Annotated in this window: 20 protein-coding genes and 3 pseudogenes; 8 read left to right on the top strand and 15 right to left on the bottom strand. The window is 46.8% G+C overall.

Translation table 11 applies throughout. From position 1 onward, the window contains the following. The 12 genes and pseudogenes from CDZ78_RS24620 to CDZ78_RS01295 all read right to left on the bottom strand — a co-directional run bounded on the left by CDZ78_RS24620 (position 1) and on the right by CDZ78_RS01295 (position 10,446). Positions 1-1,293, bottom strand: coding sequence for a site-specific DNA-methyltransferase (locus tag CDZ78_RS24620; protein ID WP_087868345.1), 1,293 nt, complete (start codon positions 1,291-1,293; stop codon positions 1-3). A 289-nt stretch (positions 1,294-1,582) separates the two neighbouring features. Continuing rightward, positions 1,583-1,966 carry a DUF6362 family protein gene (locus tag CDZ78_RS01345; RefSeq protein WP_087868344.1) on the bottom strand — a complete coding sequence of 128 codons (384 nt, stop codon included), beginning with the start codon at positions 1,964-1,966 and terminating at the stop codon, positions 1,583-1,585. After that, a pseudogene (locus tag CDZ78_RS01340) lies at positions 1,963-2,447 on the bottom strand (crossover junction endodeoxyribonuclease RuvC). The gene CDZ78_RS01345 and the pseudogene CDZ78_RS01340 overlap by 4 nt, the downstream one beginning before the upstream one ends. A 281-nt stretch (positions 2,448-2,728) precedes the next feature. Further along, a complete protein-coding gene (locus CDZ78_RS01335) occupies positions 2,729-4,900 on the bottom strand; it encodes an AAA family ATPase (protein WP_307190445.1) in 2,172 nt (723 codons plus the stop codon). Between the two features lie 240 nt (positions 4,901-5,140). Continuing rightward, positions 5,141-5,470 carry a hypothetical protein gene (locus CDZ78_RS01330; RefSeq protein ID WP_087868342.1) on the bottom strand — a complete coding sequence of 110 codons (330 nt, stop codon included), beginning with the start codon at positions 5,468-5,470 and terminating at the stop codon, positions 5,141-5,143. Then, positions 5,467-6,225 (bottom strand): hypothetical protein, encoded by a 759-nt coding sequence (locus CDZ78_RS01325; protein WP_087868341.1) that lies wholly within the window; start codon positions 6,223-6,225, stop codon positions 5,467-5,469. Before CDZ78_RS01325 ends, CDZ78_RS01330 begins: the two co-directional genes overlap by 4 nt. Before the next feature lie 10 nt (positions 6,226-6,235). Then, a complete protein-coding gene (locus CDZ78_RS20970; RefSeq protein ID WP_140413836.1) occupies positions 6,236-6,433 on the bottom strand; it encodes a DUF6511 domain-containing protein in 198 nt (65 codons plus the stop codon). A 155-nt stretch (positions 6,434-6,588) separates the two neighbouring features. After that, positions 6,589-8,262 carry a DEAD/DEAH box helicase gene (locus tag CDZ78_RS01315; protein ID WP_087868339.1) on the bottom strand — a complete coding sequence of 558 codons (1,674 nt, stop codon included), beginning with the start codon at positions 8,260-8,262 and terminating at the stop codon, positions 6,589-6,591. A 12-nt stretch (positions 8,263-8,274) separates the two neighbouring features. Further along, positions 8,275-8,868 (bottom strand): hypothetical protein, encoded by a 594-nt coding sequence (locus CDZ78_RS01310; RefSeq protein WP_087868338.1) that lies wholly within the window; start codon positions 8,866-8,868, stop codon positions 8,275-8,277. A 2-nt stretch (positions 8,869-8,870) separates the two neighbouring features. Further along, positions 8,871-9,755 carry an ATP-binding protein gene (locus CDZ78_RS01305; protein ID WP_087868337.1) on the bottom strand — a complete coding sequence of 295 codons (885 nt, stop codon included), beginning with the start codon at positions 9,753-9,755 and terminating at the stop codon, positions 8,871-8,873. Then, complete coding sequence (locus CDZ78_RS01300) at positions 9,752-10,228, bottom strand: hypothetical protein (protein WP_087868336.1); 477 nt, start codon at positions 10,226-10,228, stop codon at positions 9,752-9,754. The genes CDZ78_RS01305 and CDZ78_RS01300 overlap by 4 nt, the downstream gene beginning before the upstream one ends. Further along, positions 10,225-10,446, bottom strand: coding sequence for a helix-turn-helix transcriptional regulator (locus CDZ78_RS01295; protein WP_087868335.1), 222 nt, complete (start codon positions 10,444-10,446; stop codon positions 10,225-10,227). The genes CDZ78_RS01300 and CDZ78_RS01295 overlap by 4 nt, the downstream gene beginning before the upstream one ends. 192 nt (positions 10,447-10,638) lie before the next feature. On the opposite strand from CDZ78_RS01295, the pseudogene CDZ78_RS01290 reads away from it, so the two are divergent. Continuing rightward, positions 10,639-11,247, top strand: a pseudogene (locus CDZ78_RS01290) (DUF6088 family protein). A gap of 7 nt (positions 11,248-11,254) precedes the next feature. Here CDZ78_RS01290 and CDZ78_RS01285 read toward each other — a convergent pair. From CDZ78_RS01285 to CDZ78_RS22805, 3 genes are read right to left on the bottom strand one after another with little or no spacing between them, the layout of a single operon-like run. Next, complete coding sequence (locus tag CDZ78_RS01285) at positions 11,255-12,253, bottom strand: hypothetical protein (RefSeq protein WP_140413835.1); 999 nt, start codon at positions 12,251-12,253, stop codon at positions 11,255-11,257. After that, positions 12,250-12,750: a hypothetical protein gene (locus CDZ78_RS22810; RefSeq protein ID WP_244559138.1), complete on the bottom strand. Its 501-nt coding sequence runs from the start codon at positions 12,748-12,750 to the stop codon at positions 12,250-12,252. Before CDZ78_RS22810 ends, CDZ78_RS01285 begins: the two co-directional genes overlap by 4 nt. Then, positions 12,747-13,418, bottom strand: coding sequence for a hypothetical protein (locus CDZ78_RS22805; protein ID WP_221899694.1), 672 nt, complete (start codon positions 13,416-13,418; stop codon positions 12,747-12,749). The genes CDZ78_RS22810 and CDZ78_RS22805 overlap by 4 nt, the downstream gene beginning before the upstream one ends. A gap of 136 nt (positions 13,419-13,554) precedes the next feature. On the opposite strand from CDZ78_RS22805, the gene CDZ78_RS01275 reads away from it, so the two are divergent. The 7 genes and pseudogenes from CDZ78_RS01275 (at position 13,555) to CDZ78_RS01245 (ending at position 17,830) form a co-directional block, all read left to right on the top strand. Further along, the gene (locus tag CDZ78_RS01275; RefSeq protein ID WP_087868333.1) at positions 13,555-13,875 is read left to right on the top strand and encodes a helix-turn-helix domain-containing protein; all 321 of its coding nucleotides are present in this window, start codon (positions 13,555-13,557) and stop codon (positions 13,873-13,875) included. 59 nt (positions 13,876-13,934) lie between these two features. Continuing rightward, a complete protein-coding gene (locus CDZ78_RS01270; protein WP_244559137.1) occupies positions 13,935-14,759 on the top strand; it encodes an ImmA/IrrE family metallo-endopeptidase in 825 nt (274 codons plus the stop codon). Between the two features lie 111 nt (positions 14,760-14,870). Next, positions 14,871-15,053 carry a hypothetical protein gene (locus CDZ78_RS01265; RefSeq protein WP_087868331.1) on the top strand — a complete coding sequence of 61 codons (183 nt, stop codon included), beginning with the start codon at positions 14,871-14,873 and terminating at the stop codon, positions 15,051-15,053. Next, on the top strand, positions 15,050-15,481 hold the full coding sequence (locus tag CDZ78_RS01260; RefSeq protein ID WP_087868330.1) for a DUF2924 domain-containing protein: 432 nt from the start codon (positions 15,050-15,052) through the stop codon (positions 15,479-15,481). The genes CDZ78_RS01265 and CDZ78_RS01260 overlap by 4 nt, the downstream gene beginning before the upstream one ends. Next, a pseudogene (locus tag CDZ78_RS01255) lies at positions 15,478-15,954 on the top strand (recombinase family protein); the annotation flags it as partial. The gene CDZ78_RS01260 and the pseudogene CDZ78_RS01255, both read left to right, overlap by 4 nt. A gap of 551 nt (positions 15,955-16,505) precedes the next feature. After that, positions 16,506-17,423 (top strand): recombinase family protein, encoded by a 918-nt coding sequence (locus CDZ78_RS01250; protein ID WP_140413834.1) that lies wholly within the window; start codon positions 16,506-16,508, stop codon positions 17,421-17,423. Continuing rightward, a complete protein-coding gene (locus tag CDZ78_RS01245) occupies positions 17,420-17,830 on the top strand; it encodes a hypothetical protein (RefSeq protein ID WP_087868327.1) in 411 nt (136 codons plus the stop codon). Before CDZ78_RS01250 ends, CDZ78_RS01245 begins: the two co-directional genes overlap by 4 nt. Positions 17,831-18,199: the final 369 nt, after the last annotated feature.

The following is an 18,199-nucleotide window of genomic DNA, read 5'->3' as shown; positions in this document are numbered from 1 at the left end:
TTACTCCGGTACTTCTACAAATGCCTGATCATTTTTCGCCTCATTTAAGACTGATCGTTCCTCAGATATTTCATCAAAACTCCTATCAGTAGCCGCCAGAACTGCCTTGTTACCAGAGTAATCTTGCCAACGTCGAATAATGACATCGACATATTTAGGATCGAGCTCCATCAAACGCGCCTGACGACCACTTTTTTCACAGGCGATCAGAGTACTTCCTGAACCACCAAATGGGTCCAACACTATATCTCGACTCTTACTTGAATTGCGCACCGCACGTTCAACCAGTTCGACTGGTTTCATAGTTGGGTGTAAATCATTTTTTACAGGCTTATTGAAAAACCAAACATCACCTTGATTACGTGCACCACACCAAAAATGATCATTACCTTCACCCCATCCGTACAGGATCGGTTCGTACTGACGTTGATAATCTGAGCGCCCTAATGTGAATGTATTTTTAGCCCAGATGATAAACGTAGACCACTTACCGCCAGCATCACGAAAGGCTTGTTGCAATGTATCCAGCTCACTGGATGACATACAAATATAGCAAGCACCCTTTGAAACTTTTAGTAAGTTGCCTAAGACTGCTTGCAAAAAACCGTAAAAACTTTCACCCAGATTGTCGTTAAGAATGCGTCGGTCTTTGCCGCGCATTTTATCTTTGGCCGTGTTGCCATAGTCCACGTTGTACGGTGGATCGGTGAAGACCATGTCGGCCAAGTCACCATCCATCAATTGTTCCATATCATCCTGATTGGTGGCATCACCACAAAGCAGACGATGTTCACCAAGTTGCCAAACCTCACCGGGTTGTCTAATTGCCTGATCTTCAGGTTCAGGAATTTCATCGTCATCAGTAAGACCAGCATCCTCGTCCTCGAGTAATTCGTTCAGCTCATCATCCGAGAAACCAATCACATCCAGATCAAAACCAAGCTCCTCAATTTCACTCAATTCGAGTTTCAGAAGATCTTCATTCCATCCTGCGTTCTCGGCGATTTTATTATCGGCAATAACCAATGCCTTGCGCTGCGCTTCGGTCAAGTGAGCCAATACAATGACAGGCACTTTTTCCAAACCCAGCTGCTGTGCTGCCATCAAACGACCATGGCCAGCAACGATGACATTGTCATAACCGACCAAAATAGGATTAACAAATCCAAACTCGGCAATCGATCCTGCGATCTGTGAAACCTGCCCATCATCATGGGTACGCGCATTACGCGCATACGGGATCAACTGCTGGAGCGGCCATTGCTCCACCGTTTCAACAAAAGTTGTTTGCATTCGTTTACCTTGAAAGTTGGGTGCGTACCGCGAACCTGCGAACCCGTTTTTATAATTTATCGCTAGCGAAACAAGGCGGCCTTGCGCCCCGCACCGCGTTAAAGCGCAGGAAGGACCCGTAGACGACATGTCTACGCAATTGCCTGCTTGACAGAGTGCTTGGTGTTTTCATGGGCAATAAAAAAGGCCACGATTATGATGTCATGGCCTTGGCTTGAGTTCGTTCGCGATGTTAGCAAGTATTAAAACAAATAACGGGTCTTTTGTCCCATCACTGATTTCGCCACGCTTACGCAGCGTTACGCTCTGCCTCTAAACATCGCGCTATTTTGCGCAAAGCCTCCTCCCAATAACGCTGGGCAGAGGTCCGAGGGACGCCTGTTTTTCTGGCAACGACCCGCCATGGGACACGATAGGCACGTAACCAGATGAGGTGACGCTCAGCTTCATTCACCCAATGAATCCAGGTTAACGTCTCTTCCATGCGAGTGATCTCATCGGGTAATGCAGTGAAGCGAATAGGCTTGGGCTCTTGCCGGTTGATCTCCTTTGGCGTGTAAACAATGTCAGGCCATGCCGACACATAGCCGCCCATCCGAACTGCGGGTAATTTACGCAAGGTCTTCACGCAGGCTTCAAAACGTTCGGCCACCATCTTCTCAGTCCAGCTCATGATGCACCGCCCAGACGGGTATCAATCACCCAGTGCAACAAAGCCAGTGCATCGGCCTCGTTATCGTCCGTTGGGTAATAACCCAACTGCCGTACTGCCTGAATCACTTTGGCCTTATTGGCATTGCCCTTGCCGGTGACGTGACGTTTGATCGTGCCAACCGGCACGCCTTCGTAAGCAATCCGTGTTGCTCACACCATGCAGTCAGGTGCGCTAGAAAGCCACCGTAGGCATGCGCTGCATCAACGCCTAAATGACGTCGAACTTCCTCGAAATAGATCGCGTCAATTTGATCAACTGCCGCCAACATCTGATTCAGCCATTGCTTGAACTTGAGAAAGCGCATTCCACCGCCTTGATAACGGTCGTGCTTGAACTCAGCTGTTCCGCTGCTAACAACCCTGTCGGATGAACGTAGTGCCCAGCCACTCTTTGTCCCGAGATCCAAACAAAGCACAGTGATGTCATCTGAATCTGACATATCCTTCTCCTCGGGATGGAGAGCTACCCCTTGGGGCTCTCCTCTCCCGTAGGGAGAGGGTATCTGTGTGCAAACTGGGAATACCGCTGAAACCCTTGGTACAACTGGGTTTGTGGGCAGTTTGTAGGTGCTCTTTGCAAACTGGTCTCTGCAATCTGCAAACTGGCGTAAGTCGTTGTTTTTAGTCGGTTCCAGTTTGCAAGCAGATTGCAGTTTGCAGCAAACTACCCCAGATTGCAGACTGCTGACACGGGTATGGGTGACGGTGTTTGTCGCTTGATTCATTCTTGGTCCTCCTCTTGATAGATCCAGATATTGGGGTTTTCGACGGGCAGTACCGCGCCGGTTTGTGGGCATTTGTAATGAGTGGGTTTGATGGCAACACAGCTTGATGTAACTTCACCGGTATCGATATCAACCTGCTCTTTGCCGGGCAGCACCATCTGTTCTACGCAGACATGTCCAAACTTGCTGCGCGTCAATGGCGGCAGCCCGTAGTCCTCGGGATTGCGGAAAAACTTGATATAGCCCTTGGTGGCCAACACCGACAATCGTTCGTTGATGGTGCGATTGGCTCCAAGCCCGGCCTTGCCTTCAAATGCTTCAGCAAACTGATTGGCGGTATAGACTTTGTTTGCGGATGCTTCATCAAATATCAACTGTAAGATCACATCACGTTTTCGACGACGCTCTGCATCCAAACGCTCACCATGATCCTGGTTAACTAATCGATCACTGTTTGCATCCAGCTCCACCCAGCGGCCAGCAGATTTGTCGACGCGCTTGGTTGTAATGCTTGGCCCATTGCGTAATTCAAACACCAATAGACGATCAGTACGATTTTCATCATGGCGGTAGAGCAACATCCCTGCGGTGTAATATCCACGCAGACTGCCTGCACCAGACAACGCCATAAAAGGATCTTCCTCGACTTGTTTCTTACTGATCTTCTTGGTGTGGTGCGCCAAAATCACACCTGCATCAGGGTTGACTGCATCACGGAGCTTCTCTACACGGTCACGCAGAAAGAACAACATGGCGTTGTTATCATTCTCGCTAGCACCATCGGGTCCACCATCAAAAACGTTACGAATAGGATCGATAACTAGCACATCTAAGGGAGGGTCAGTGAAAGCCTCACGTATTGCGTCCAGCACACAAGGCATGCCTTCATCGTTTAATACCAACTTCAACTGCGGTGTGATTTTGAGATTATTAGCGGCTTTCTCAATGATATCTTCTGGCAAGTTCATCAACTTAAAACGCTCACGCAAATAGTGATATTGCACCTCGGCTTGCAGATAAAATACTCGCAGAGGTCTGGGTGGTTTCAATTCCAGAAAAGGCTCACCGGCGGCCATATGCGTCAGCATGGTGAGCAGGAAATCACTCTTACCGACTTTAGGCGCGCCACCAAAAACAATCATGCCACCTGGCGTGAGTAGCCGTGGCGCAATCAGGTCATCCGGCATTGATGATGTGTCTGCTAGCATTTGTGCCAGACTAAATACAGGGATTTGTGAATGGCTGGATGTCTCCTGACTAACTGCTGATTTAAGATATGCGGCAATATCCATTTGCTCGGCGACAGCATCAGCGGCATCCCATTTGTCTGGCTTATCCTCTGGTGGCTGTAGAATCGCTACCGTCGCAACACCGGCATTGGATAATGCATGACTGGCACGTTTCGCATATTGCAGTCCAGATTCATCTTTATCTGGCCAGATCAACACATGCTTACCGCTAAGCGGTGACCAGTCGGTTTTGTCCACCGGTGCATTGGCACCGTTCATTGCCGTGGTTGCAGTGATGCCAATACTGACGAGGGCATCAGCTGCTTTCTCACCTTCAACCAAAACCACTTCATTAACGGGTTTCAATTGTGGTTGGTTATAAAGTGGACGTGGATTGGGCGCACACATTTTTCGGGTCGACACATCCCATGGCCGATACTCTTTACCATCCGGTGTATCGTAACGATAGATACAGGCAATGAGTTTCCCTTGCCCGTCGTGGTAGTCCCACTTGGCAGACCACGGTCCCAGCTCATCAACCGGTTCTTTTTTTATCATCGGTTGAGATGTTGTTCTGGGCGTTTCGCCTAACCAATGCGCTACGGACTCAATGACCTGTGGAAAATTACGCTGGCTATCCAAGCCATTAACCTCTGCCCACAAATCGATAACATCGCCACCTTCATTGGTTGCGAAATCGATCCACATGCCAGCCTTTTGTCCTTGCAGATCCACCACCAGGCTTTTACCTGTATTGCCTTGAAGATCACCAATGAAAAATTGATTGCTGCGTGTTTTTCCATTAGGGAACAAACAAGCAAGTGCTTCCGGTAAACGTCCAATGAGTTGTGTTTTTAGATCCTGCGCATCAAATGATTCTCGCACAGCGATGCCTTGTTCTGGCGCATCATTGAAGTCCATCCAGACGATGTTGTCCAATCTTTACCCTCATACGCTGAAAATCAGGGAAACGTAGCCTAAGCGAAGTGATGATTTTTAGTCCGCGATAGCCGTAGGGCCGTTGTTTTGTCGGAGTCTGAGCGTTAGCGAAGGTGGAGACAAAATAAAAGGCCATCCGACACGGCGTCAAGTCATTTGGAGCCTATGTTCCGACCCCTTGTTGGGTCGGGACGAGGTGACGAGGACGAATCGGGGCCGCCGGAGGCATAAGTGGTCGCGTTAAGTTTTTGCTGCTTGCTTGGGCTGGGATGCCCAAAACAAGCTTTCGCAAAAATAGCGACTCCCCGAATTGGTTGCGAAATCGATCCACATGCCAGCCTTTTGTCCTTGCAGATCCACCACCAGGCTTTTACCTGTATTGCCTTGAAGATCACCAATGAAAAATTGATTGCTGCGTGTTTTTCCATTAGGGAACAAACAAGCAAGTGCTTCCGGTAAACGTCCAATGAGTTGTGTTTTTAGATCCTGCGCATCAAATGATTCTCGCACAGCGATGCCTTGTTCTGGCGCATCATTGAAGTCCATCCAGACGATGTTGTCTGTCATCATGAATGTCCTCCCCAACATCGGTCCTGCCATGAGCAGAACTTGCACTCATAGTAGCTGGCGTCATTAACCATGCGAGGTAATAACTCATGCGCATCAGATGCCTGCAAAATACGTACACCACGATCCGATGAACGTTGCGCCAACTCACCATTAAAAGGGATCTGCTCAAAATAAAGTTCAGCTGTGTCTTTATTAATTGCCGTGAAGATAGCCGGGTTCTGACTGATGCCAGGGATCACCGGTTCCATATACGCCTGATAGAGTGCAATCTGTGCCGCATACACCGGCTTGGAAAGTATCAGACCTCGCTTGACCGTATCTTTCCATGATTTATTGTTGAGCGATTTACACTCCCAAAGCGCTGGATAGGACAGTTTTAATGCATCAGGACCTGCGGATAAAATACCGTCAACATGGCCCTGAATCCGTCCATCAGGCGCACTGAAACCGTACTGTTCGCCTTGTGATGTTTCGGTATGAATCTCAAACCCAACCATCCGAAGCCATCGGATAGCAAGGTCCTCGAACACATGACCTGCCTCAAAAATACGCAAGATGGTGCCTGAAAACTCACGCCCCAGATCAACCGGTGTCTGCAAGTATTCGTACTGCAGCGCCCGGTCACAACTGACGCCTAAACGTGATCCACCTAGATAAGTTCTCGGTGTTTGTTGATCACGTTCAGATGCCAATGCATTATCAATAAGAGTTGTAACCCGCTCACTTAGGGAAGCGGATGAATTGTAATCCAGCATGATTGCTCCTCTAGAACGGCACGTCGTCAGGCGTTATGTCTCGCAAGTTATCGAAATAGGCCGTCAACACCACATCAACCATCTGCAGAATTTCTTCACGGTTGTACAGTGATAGTGGTTTTTCCATACCCACAGATGCCACGTATTCACCAAGGCGCGGCAATACCATTTCCATTGCTGCCTTTTCGTTATGGGTAGGATCAATCACAACACCACCTCCAGACTTGATGCGCCTGGCATGCAACGATTGGCATTGCATTGAACAAAAGCGTTTGAATAGTCGTTTGCCATCGGACGTACGCTGCCCGAGCTTCGGTGATAGCCAACAAAAGCCGCGTCCTTCTCGTCCACAAATTACACATATCACGCAGCCTCCTTGTTTTTTTCTGCGCCAAAGATACAAGACTGGATATCGCGCTTGTTAAACTGGAAGGCCAATAAGCAAGATGCCTGATAACGGGTTAGGCCAAAGTCCTGACGATAAGCGAGTGGTAAATAACGTAGTTGTTGTTGCGTCGCCGCTTGGCTTAACCAACGACGTGACTTGAGTGCAGTGTCCTCAGACTCATGTGCATTAAGCCAATCGTCAGCGGCTGCAATACACACGGTACGTTCACCTAGCGCCTGCAGATGTGTATCCAGGCTTTTACCGCCGCCAATACTGAACCAGCGCCCATTTAAAAAAAACACGCCAGCCCATGCATCAAATCCGGTCGCCATCAACGCGCCATCATCACCAAACAGGTCGCACCAACGGAATGATGAGCGTTTAAGAAGGTCCAGTTCTGACATGACAAAGTCCGTCAGTTCGATCTTTTCATCGGTCTCTTTTCGCTCCCACTGATGACCACATAGCGGACATTCCAGTGAGGCTGCCGGAACTTGAGCGCCACACTCAGGACATTCTTTCTGTGGTGCTTCACCGTTCAGGTCCCGCCCATCCAGATTGACATCCTGTTCAAGCGATCCATGCAGCAAAGTGCTGGTGCCAAAATCAAGGACAATACAATCTGTCTTGGTCACGCCGGGATGCTCAACAGGATCAACAGTGCGAAGACCACGACCTATCATTTGGATCAATGTCGATTTGTAAGAGCTGGGTCGAAGCAGTATGACGCAGTCAGTTGGCGGGTGATCCCAACCCTCGGTCAACACCGCAACATTGACTATCACCTGAGCATCCTCTTGCTCATATTGATAAAGTGCAGAATCACGGGCACTTTTTGAAAGGTCGCCATAGACCAAAACGGTTTTGATCCCTGACGCGATAAAAGCATCAGATACATTGCGTGCATGGTCGACAGTCGAACAAAAAATCACGGTTTTACGGTTTCCTGCTTTTTCCTTCCACTGCTTAATAACCGCTTCAGTGATGGGAGCCTTGTTCATAATGGCATCGACTTCTGTCATATCGAATTCATCAGCTGTACGCTTTACACTTGATAACGCGCTTTGCGTACCGACATCAACAACAAAGGTACGAGGTGATACCAGGTGACCCGACTGGATCAACTCACCCAACCCAATCTGGTCGGATACATTACTGAACACTGGACGTAGTGCCTTGCAATCGCCACGATTAGGTGTGGCTGTCACACCAAAAATGGCAACGTCCGGATTATTTTCTCGTACATGATCGATGATGCGCATGTAACTGGGCGCAGCAACGTGATGCGCTTCATCTATGACGAGTAGATCCAGATTTGGTATTTGACTGAGATTCTTGTCTCGTGACAAGGTCTGAACCATGGCAAAGGTTGCCTGCCCAGACCATGACTTATTATGTGCATCGAACACGGATGTTTTGATACCAGGATTAACCTTGTTGAACTTGGTTTCATTCTGGCAAGTTAGCTCATCTCTATGTGCTAACACACAAGCTTTGGCGTCGGTATCAGCCAACAACTCTCCGGCAACGCCGGAGAGCATGATGGTTTTACCGGCACCGGTTGGCGCAACACCCAGCGTGTTGCCATGCTCATTGAGCGCATGAATACTGCGCTCAACAAACATCTTCTGGCGGAGCCTTAAGATCATCGCAACAACTCCTTATTGTGCCCAGCTTGGTCGGCCCGAAGGTGACGCAGCTGGTGCCTGTTGGGGAGTCGGTGCTGATTGCACAACTTGAGTTGCTACGCTACCCATCACACCTGCGTATTCTTTTTTGTCTGGTGTGATCGCCATCTTGATGACATTTTTATCATCACCATACTGGTCCTTATCCATTTCAACCTTGGCAACAAACTCGATACCATCGAGATCAGAAAAGCCATTAATGCGACAAGACTGTTGCGCCTGTTCAGAATTGTCTTGTGGGTGCAGACCATTGGCAGAATTCAGGATGCCTTTGACAAATGCACGTCCCATATTGGCCCACTCAGGCCCCTTGTTACTGTGCAAACCAATCAAGCTCCACATTTTGCGTCGGGCATGAGAGCCTTCGAGCACCACAAATTCACAGTTAAGATAAACCGATCCTGTTGTGTGACTTTGCGTGGCATAACCGCCTATCCAACCTTGAGATGGGTCATCGTGACCACCTGGTTTAATGGTCATGCGCACCTTTACCAAGGTGCCTTTAGGGATTAAATCAAAGTTGTTTTGATCGTCGGCTGAATTGAAATCATTCCAAGTAGATGTCATGGTTAAACTCCTTCACTTTCATTAGAGGGTTGAGGGTCGGCGGTGGGTGCGGATGGGCGAGCAAACTCAAGTCGCTCCACGGCCGGTTTTACAGGGGTATGTATTTTTGCCATCAGGCGACCAAGGTGGGGTTCCTCAATCATTTCTAGACGACCACTACGATCCTTGGCGGGATAACCATTGGGATTGAGTGTGTGATTGACAAAGGCACGCCAGGACTGACCATCATCGTCAGTCATCTCCACCATGGAGATCACCTGATCGACAATTCCTGGCAGTTCAAGACCGGTTTTAGAGCCGTCTATCTGAGGTGAAAACACCTTACGATTAAAGTCGTCAATGCGCTCATCAAGAATCCCAACAAACCAGATATTTTTATTACGGGTGTGTTGTAGATGAGTAAGCCAAGCAATCATTTCCTGACCATGTAGGTCATAAGCGCCACGGTTGTCAGGCTTGCCGGTACGCTCACTGAACGACTGTGGTTGGCCCTTACACCATTGAAAACAGAGGCGGCCTGCGACGGTTATTGAATCAATAAATATGGTGTCGTATTTTTTCAATACTTCAGGATCTCCGAAGCGTTCACACACTGCATCGTAGTGGGCCTGACTGTAAGGCTGTTCTTCACGCAATGCGGGATTAGGCCCACCAATGAACACAGCAAAGTCGCGGCATTCCTGCCATGTTTTTGGACGGATGCTGTCGCCTGACCAACCTTCAATAGCAAGGTCACCAGCTTCCAGATCAAAGAATAAAGTGTTCTCTGTGTCCAAGGTCCACAGTAGGCTAGTCTTGCCAATACCTGACTTGCCAAAGATGCAGCCTTTTATGCCGCGCTTCTCTGTCATACGCTGGTCAGCACTGATAATAGGAAGTGCACTCATTGCTCACCTCCATCAGCTATCGCCAATTTGAAGGTGGGCTTCCCCATTTTTAGCGTGCGTGCCGGAGTGAACGCCTGCCTTAATGTTTCAGGCCATGCGGTGTACTTACGCTCTGCGACTTTGTAGGTGATATCCAGATATTCAGCAGGATCATCACCATCCACAGCGATGCGTTTAGCAATATCGGCTAGTTTCTTTTGGTCCCATGAAGGTCGTTTAGGCAGATCACAGGTGATCCTAATACCGTCATCATCGAAATTAACGGTTCCTGTATCCTTACCCAACTGAGTGCGTAGCGCTTTAGCTTGTGACTCATACTTCAGCGCAATGGAACCGTCGATCCAGTCTTTTAAATCTTTGGTTTTTTGCAGTGCTTTCTTGGCAGCCAATTGCAGCTGCATCAGATCCTGTGCGGGCAGTCCTGTCATCTCTGCAACAGAAAAGACCTTTGCATCTTCTAGAGTGGTATTCATGCGACACCTCCAATCTGAGCCTGAGTTGCAGCTTCAGATGTTGATGCGCGCATGTGGCGAATTTCATAGGCCTCGATATCTTCAAGACGGTAGACAACGCGCCCACCCATCTTCAGAAAACAGGGTCCCCATCCAATGGCACGCCAGCGTTCCAGCGTCCGTTGAGAGACACCCCAGCGGTCGGCCAACTCGGCCTGATTTAAGTGTTTTACGTTCATTTGTTTTTACCTCGTGATTGTTGTTAACACGGGGTAATAATGGCGGTGGAGTGGTGGGAAATTAGGTGGTCTGAAAGGTGGGAAAACCGGTGGTATTTTCGTTAAGACGGTTACTCAGTTAATTTGTTACGCATACTCGATATAAATTATCTTCTCTTGGATAATGTCAGAAAGAATGCTAGTTTTTATGACATGAATAAGACTAATACTATGCCTACGGCTCAAATAATCCGTAAGCACATAGTGCGTATCCGCCGAGGAGAGCCATTTACCAATACACGGTTCCTCAAATTAGGGTCACGCGCCTCTGTGGATAAGACGTTGTCCCGCCTAGTCGATGAAGGAGTTACTCAGAGAATTGTTCGAGGAGTATTTGTGCGGCCAAAAGAAAGTCGCTTTGTTGGCAAGGTCACGCCAGACGTATCCAAAATTATTGAGGTAATAGCCAAAGACCATGGTGAAATTATTCAGGTACATGGCGCAGAAGCAGCGAGGCGATTTAAGTTGGTTACCTAGGTACCAACGACGCCTGTTTTTGACACCAGTGGGCCAACACGAGAACTTAAAATCGGCAATCTGAAAGTAAGCCTTCGGCATGTCAGCCATAGGAAACTCCTCTTGGCTGGAAAACGATCGGGATTGGCACTTTCTGCCTTATGGTATCTGGGTAAAAATAGCGTCAATTCCAAAGTCATTCGCACTATTAAAGCTGCCCTCAGTGTAAAGGAGTTTGAAATTCTGATAAAAACAGATATGCCTGGCTGGATGGAAAATGCATTTAAAGTACACCAAAAGGAATAAAACAAACTTAGGCATTCAGGCGATAGTAACCATTGCCTTCACTTTTAATTAAAGTTTTCCACAAAGGATGAACCACCCAATTACCATCAACTTTATTTCGCATAATTCGATGCATTTGTTCATTGGTGCGAGCCTCTGCGAGAAGTAAATCTTTGTGTGCGCGACCACCCTCTGCGAGAAGTAAATCTTTGTGTGCGCGACCACCCTCGGTGTATAGACACTCCATGATTGCCGATTGTTTTTTCGTTAACTTGTATTCTTCTCCATTCCAATAGACAGTTCGGTAATCCGTAGTAAATCGCAGACTAATACCACCAGTGGATTCAGTTGCAGCAGGCTTACCGCTTAAAATTTCATGCACTGCATTTTCATCAATAGAAAAATGAACACTATCTCTGACCAATAACTGGTGGAATGGAATCAATGCTTGGTCAATTGGCAAGTCCAGTTCAATAGGATCATTTCTTCCGGCATATAAAATAATCGCCGGTGTTTTTCCAACTTCACGTTTTATTGCTCGTAAAAAGTCCATGCGGACATTGGGCTCACTTAATCGGCGTACAAAGTAGATATGTACCCGGTGGCCAGAAAAACGAGCCGCACCCAGATGCCATAACGTAGTATCGTTCAAGCAGATTACTCTTTGGCTAGCAGGAATCCCTAAGCTGTGCTGAAAAAACTTCATTGTCTTATCGTCATCAATCACATGACGTTTCATGGTTTCAGTATCGACAAATATCCAACCAGCACCCGCTGTAAAATATTTATGCTGCATTCGATCAGAATCCCAGATCAACTCGTAAAATGAAGCATCTTCCTCATTTGGTATGCTACTTGATGACTGATTAGCATCAGGAACCAAGCAACGACTTTCCATTAACTCTTCTGCTAGCAAGGGAAAATTATCCTGCAACAATCCAGCGCTCACTGTCATGCGTGGATGTTCGAAAATGCGCAGCAACAGTTCAAAGGAGTCTCGACTGAGATTGGTTGTTTCTCGCATCAATCAATCACCTCTAGCAAGCCCCAACGCGTAAGATATTTTTCTCCAATCAATCGTTCTTTCTCAGTTCGGCTTCGCAAATCACAACCATTAGGCATGGTAATTTTTACCGGTAAGACTTTACAACGATTGGAATTATTTTCAGGATGAAATCGAATTGATATTCTCGCCTGCGTTGGCACAAAACTCCCTGATAACAACGGATTGTGTTCACCAAAATACTCTTGCGCATAATCATGAAAATCCATCTGATTTTTTGCAGGCACTTCCAATTGAATACGTCCATCGCCCGCTAGATCTTTAAGCTTCAACATGACGATCTGTACTGATTCAATGCCATCACTTGCATCCCAATCCAGAGCTTGATTTTGCATTAATGGTGCAAGATCATATCGTCTCAGAGGTACATCTTCAGACTCAGTTTGCTTCAACAGGTCTTCGGTAAATGCTTTTGCAATAGTATTTCTGCGCTCGCTGCGTGCGGCCACCACTTCAATCACACCTGAGCCAGAATCATAAGTAATTGCATCCTCTGAGACAGAACGCCTGATCCTGGAGACAACGTCGTCTCCTTGGAATTCCAAATAGGCATCGGGCAAAAGCCTTCCTGATAAATCATCACCTGCACGATATTGATGTCATTACCGTCATCATCGACTGTGGTGCGTTCAAACAACTCTAGCTTTACCTTGTCGCCGAGACCAAAAAGCGATTTGAGTTTTGCCGTAAATGTAGCCAGCGACGCGGAATCAGTAGCTAAATCAATTCCTGCATCAACCTTAAAACCACTCCAGTTTTTACCATGGCGATATTGATCCGCATAACGGATATCCTCAGCATGCCGAAACGAGTCAGGATCATTAAGGTAAACCCAATGACTACGCTCAATGCCATTCGATAAACTGGTAAATGTTGATTGATCTTTCACCACACTCAGTAACGCTGCCTGCCCAATGTCATCAGCCATATGACATACACGTTCGGCATCAACACGCAGACGTGCCTTATCAGAGTCGCTAAGATGATCAACAAGCTGGATCACATTTTTGGCGACTATGCTCTGATCTTGACTCCAATCAACATCATTAACAGCAATTTTTGCTTGGGTGAAATACTCTTTCAGCCTTTCTGGAGAGGCGTGGCGGATAAAATTACGAACAATTGGCATAAATAAGGCCCTCTTTCTCTACAGTTACTATAAGTTCAATTTAGTGAACTATAAGAATATAATCAGTACTACCCGTTGTCAATGACTATTTGTATGTCTATACTGAACTTCTTATTCAAATACGAGGAGGTTTAATGTGGCCAACCAGCTTGGACCCAAGATAAAGGAGCTGCGCAAAGACAAGGGATTTACTCTTGAGCAGCTTGCCGAAAAAATAGGCTCTGGTAAAAGTTATATCTGGGAAATTGAGAACCGTGGTGTTAAGCGACCATCAGCCGAAAAGTTAACTGCTATCGCACAGGCACTAGAAACCAGTACTGAATTTCTGATCAATAATGACATGACAGAACCGACGGATGAAATGAAAAAGGCAGTGTTCTTTCGCAAATTTGAAAGCCTGGGTGAAGATGAGCAGAAAAAAATCGAAGACATCATCAATGCCTGGAGTAAAACGTAAGTGGCAGAAAAAATCGGCCGCATAAGGAAGCCAACCGGATCACTCGAATTTTAGATACATTGCCGCCAGAAGAAAGATTTCCCGTTGATGTCAAAAAGGTCGCTTTGGAACTGACACCATCATTTAATGATGATCCGATCACCGATGTTCAGGGTCACCACTTAAATAAGTTTGAAGGAGCACTTGCCAAAGATCCGGCGGAGCCGCGTTGGGCCATTTTCTATAACAAAAATATTCAGCATGTTGGACGAATCAATTTTACGCTGGCTCATGAACTGGGACACTATATGCTCCATCGTAAAGAAGCCGGTATTAATGGTTTCGAATGCGGAATGAAGGATACAATCAGTCCTGACTCGTCTTATAGGCAATTTGAAGATGAAGCCAATATTTTTGCAGCCAGTTTATTGATGCCCGCAAACGACTTTCGTCTGCAAACTGAAAAAGAAAAATTCAGCTTTGATCTTCTTGGTCACTGTGCAGATCGTTATGAGGTGTCACTGACTTCAGCTGTGCTTCGCTGGATTGAATTTACATCCAAACGTGCCATTGCTGTTTTTTCAGAAGACGGTTATATGCACTGGGCCAAATCCAGTACCAAAGCATTCAAGTCAGGCAGATATTTTGCTACTCGTTCTGGTCCCATTGAGATTCCTGCCGGATCGCAAGCCCTTGAGCAATCCTTTTCATTCATGGCGCGTGATGGTGTTCGACATGGCCCAGGTATCTGGTTCAAAGATGAAGAAGTCACTGAGCACACTATCTATTCAGAAGATTACGAAAAGACACTAACCGTACTGCTGCTTGATGACATCAGTCGATACAATCAACTTGATGAAGAGCCGGAAGAAGATGTAGCAGATCGTTTTGCCAAAGGGTTTTAACCGACATTATTACGCGCTATTGCGCTCCTTCGAGATGCACACTGCATCCTCATCCCAGACAATATTGCTTATCAATTAATTTGAATTTTCAAATGGTAACCAAGATAAGCAATGCAAACATTTATATCTGCGCAAAACCTCTCCGATGACGAAAGGATAACGGAAGCTTCAGAAATTCTAGCAACCGCCATCATTCGTCTTAAATCATCACCAGAAGATAACAATTTTCCACTGGACTTATTGCCCACCGGAAGCGTTCATGACCGTTATAACAACGGAGAAAATAAATCATGAGCGAAGATGTCATCGGCAAAGTAGCCGCACTACCAACGCTGGAAAACGATGCCTTGAAAAGTCTATGGCGTGAGTTATTCGGCGAACCTGCACCACGAAAAAAGAGAGACTATCTGATCCCACGACTGGCGTGGAGAATTCAGGAGCTTGCTTATGGTGGGCTTACGGGCAAGGCACAGGATCGTATCAATCGATTGGTACGTAGTAAGGAGAAAATGAAACCCAGCAGCAGCCGAATGAAACGTCCTGCCGTTGGTACCAAACTAATACGCGAATATCAGGGTGTTGAGCACCATGTCACTGTGGTGCGCAACGGCTTCGAATACCAAGATCGAACATACCGCAGCCTATCCCACGTTGCCAGAGAGATCACTGGCACTCGTTGGTCCGGGCCGTTGTTTTTTGGCCTTAGCCGGAGTAGCAAATGACTGACAATACAAAAATAAAACGCTGCGCCGTATACACACGAAAATCATCCGAAGAAGGATTAGAGCAAGAGTTCAATTCATTGCATGCACAACGCGAATCAGGCGAAGCATTTATCAATTCCCAAAAGCATGAAGGCTGGGTGCTTTTACCTGATCAGTATGATGATGGCGGTATATCTGGGGGCACGATGGATCGCCCAGGACTTCAACAACTATTGAACGATGTTGAAACAAATAAAATTGATGTCATCGTTGTCTATAAGGTTGATCGACTAAGTCGCTCATTGGGAGACTTTGCACAAATTGTCGATTTATTTGATAAGCATGATGTTTCGTTTGTTTCGGTTACCCAGCAATTTAACACCACCAGTTCCATGGGAAGGCTAACGCTCAACATTCTACTTTCCTTTGCACAGTTTGAGCGTGAGGTAACCGGTGAGCGCATACGGGACAAGATCGCACTATCGCTGAAAATCAGGGAAACGGAGCTTTAGCGAAGTGAAGATTTTCAGTCCGCGATAGCCGTAGGGCCGGTTGTTTTGTCGGAGTCTGAGCGATAGCGAAGGTGGAGACAAAATAAAAGGCCATCCGACACGGCGTCAAGTCATTTGGAGCCAATGTTCCGACCCCTTGTTGGGTTATTGTAAGCCTAAAGCCATACTAAATAAAGATTCACTATTCATGGTATTATTATCGCACTACCCACTAGGATTCACATAGAGCCCCGGGTACTCTTGTGTTTCTATTATTTTATTTCATTAGTTTCTTACGCTGAAAATCAGGGAAACGTAGCCTAAGCGAAGTGATGATTTTTAGTCCGCGATAGCCGTAGGGCCGTTATTTTGTCGGAGTCTGAGCGTTAGCGAAGGTGGAGACAAAATAAAAGGCCATCCGACACGGCGTCAAGTCATTTGGAGCCTATGTTCCGACCCCTTGTTGGGTCGGGACGAGGTGACGAGGACGAATCGGGGCCGCCGGAGGCATAAGTGGTCGCGTTAAGTTTTTGCTGCTTGCTTGGGCTGGGATGCCCAAAACAAGCTTTCGCAAAAATAGCGACTCCCCGCCCAAACAAAAAGGCATGTGGATGGGTGGTCATGTACCGCTTGGCTACGACGTTGCCAGTCGTAAGCTGATCCCTAATGAACAGGAAACCGATCTGGTACGCCGCATATTCAATCGATTCATTCGATTAGGGTCAACAACATTACTCTGTAAAGAACTTAATGAATTAGGCTTTCGCACCAAGCCTCGGCGTAATCGAGATGGCAGGATGAACAATGGCTACCCATTTAACAAAACCACCATCTACAAAATACTGAACAACCAACTCTATCTTGGCAAAATTAGGCATGTTGATAAATGGTACCCCGGTCAACACGAAGCCATTGTCGACCAAGATATGTGGGATAAAGTGCATGCCATTATGGCCACTAACAGAGTCGAACGTGCTGCCGATGTAAGGCGTCAAACACCTGCGCCGCTCAAGGGTCTACTCTTTGGTCCTGATGGCAAAGCAATGACACCAACCCACACCAAACGAGGCGACAAAAAGTATCGCTATTATGTGACTCATACTGCCCAAAAACGTAGTCATGAAGAATGTCCGATACGCATGGTACGCGCCGGTGATATTGAAGGCATCGTCTTTGATCAGATAAAAAGCATCTTCAAAAATCCGAGTCTAATCATCAGCACATGGTCTGTCGCCAAGACTATGGATGATGGTATTACCGAAAACGATGTTCGAGATGGCCTACAAAATATCGAGACTATTTGGGATCACCTTTACCACAAAGAACAGACCAGACTGTTACAGCTCTTCATTGAGAAGATCAGGGTTGAACCTGAAGGTATCCATATCGACATTCGAACCAACGGCATCAACAGCCTGGTGCTGGATTTAAAAACTGCAGCATTAGAAACTAAGAAGGTGAGCGCATGAAACCAACCATTAACCTGAACCGTAAAGGCGATCTGATCCAAATTTTCATACCGGCACATTTAGGACGACATGCTGGTCGAAAAACTATCTTGTCACCCTCAGGGCAGCCGGTTAATCCAGACCGTAACGAGGAGGCAGATGTCACCTTGCTCAATGCGCTGATCAAAGCTCATCGATGGAATCGCTGGCTAAACAAAGGCAAATACAACAGCGTGAATAAGATCGCTGCCGATGAAGGAATCCGAAGCCCAAGCTATGCATCCCGTATCCTACGCCTCACATTACTGGCTCCGGACATACAGGAAACGATTCTTAATAGCACTCATCCCGCGACTTTAACACTCGCTGATTTCATGAGCCCATTTCCACAAGTTTGGGAGTTGCAGCGGAAACAGTTTGGTTTTTGAATTCACCGACATAAATACCCGTGAGTAAGCATTTTAAATTTACTGCGTATCAGATTGGTAGAAATAACCCAATATAATCACTCCGATACCTCTGACTTTAACCCTTTGATATATTAAGATTAACCAAGCGTACCAACGGCACTTGATGGGTATGCTTCCAAAGGCCAGTCACAGAGAAGATTGGCCGTAGAGAGAGCCAGCGAGGGGAAATGTCGGGATTGAATGAGAATAGCCTAGTGCGCTTGTATGGGCTGGGAGGCTTGTAGCCATGGGCATCAGGCATAAAAAAACCGGCTACAGAGAACCGGTTTTTTCGTTTAATGGCGGAGAGCAAGGGATTCGAACCCTTGATACGTTGCCGTATACACA

The organism is Bathymodiolus platifrons methanotrophic gill symbiont, assembly GCF_002189065.1.
Lineage (GTDB): Bacteria > Pseudomonadota > Gammaproteobacteria > Methylococcales > Methylomonadaceae > Methyloprofundus.
The sequence above is the reverse complement of the archived record's forward strand: the minus strand, read 5'-3'. Positions and strand labels throughout refer to the sequence as shown.

Excerpts from the sequence above, each read along its gene's own strand:
- CDZ78_RS01305 (WP_087868337.1), bottom strand. The coding sequence starts at position 9,755 with ATGAGTGCACTTCCTATTATCAGTGCTGACCAGCGTATGACAGAGAAG.
- CDZ78_RS24620 (WP_087868345.1), bottom strand. The coding sequence starts at position 1,293 with ATGCAAACAACTTTTGTTGAAACGGTGGAGCAATGGCCGCTCCAGCAG.
- CDZ78_RS01345 (WP_087868344.1), bottom strand. The coding sequence starts at position 1,966 with ATGAGCTGGACTGAGAAGATGGTGGCCGAACGTTTTGAAGCCTGCGTG.
- CDZ78_RS01260 (WP_087868330.1), top strand. The coding sequence starts at position 15,050 with ATGAGCGAAGATGTCATCGGCAAAGTAGCCGCACTACCAACGCTGGAA.
- CDZ78_RS01330 (WP_087868342.1), bottom strand. The coding sequence starts at position 5,470 with ATGATGACAGACAACATCGTCTGGATGGACTTCAATGATGCGCCAGAA.
- CDZ78_RS01325 (WP_087868341.1), bottom strand. The coding sequence starts at position 6,225 with ATGCTGGATTACAATTCATCCGCTTCCCTAAGTGAGCGGGTTACAACT.
- CDZ78_RS01295 (WP_087868335.1), bottom strand. The coding sequence starts at position 10,446 with ATGAACGTAAAACACTTAAATCAGGCCGAGTTGGCCGACCGCTGGGGT.
- CDZ78_RS01250 (WP_140413834.1), top strand. The coding sequence starts at position 16,506 with ATGCCCAAAACAAGCTTTCGCAAAAATAGCGACTCCCCGCCCAAACAA.
- CDZ78_RS22805 (WP_221899694.1), bottom strand. The coding sequence starts at position 13,418 with ATGCCAATTGTTCGTAATTTTATCCGCCACGCCTCTCCAGAAAGGCTG.
- CDZ78_RS01265 (WP_087868331.1), top strand. The coding sequence starts at position 14,871 with ATGCAAACATTTATATCTGCGCAAAACCTCTCCGATGACGAAAGGATA.
- CDZ78_RS01300 (WP_087868336.1), bottom strand. The coding sequence starts at position 10,228 with ATGAATACCACTCTAGAAGATGCAAAGGTCTTTTCTGTTGCAGAGATG.
- CDZ78_RS01315 (WP_087868339.1), bottom strand. The coding sequence starts at position 8,262 with ATGATCTTAAGGCTCCGCCAGAAGATGTTTGTTGAGCGCAGTATTCAT.
- CDZ78_RS01310 (WP_087868338.1), bottom strand. The coding sequence starts at position 8,868 with ATGACATCTACTTGGAATGATTTCAATTCAGCCGACGATCAAAACAAC.
- CDZ78_RS01245 (WP_087868327.1), top strand. The coding sequence starts at position 17,420 with ATGAAACCAACCATTAACCTGAACCGTAAAGGCGATCTGATCCAAATT.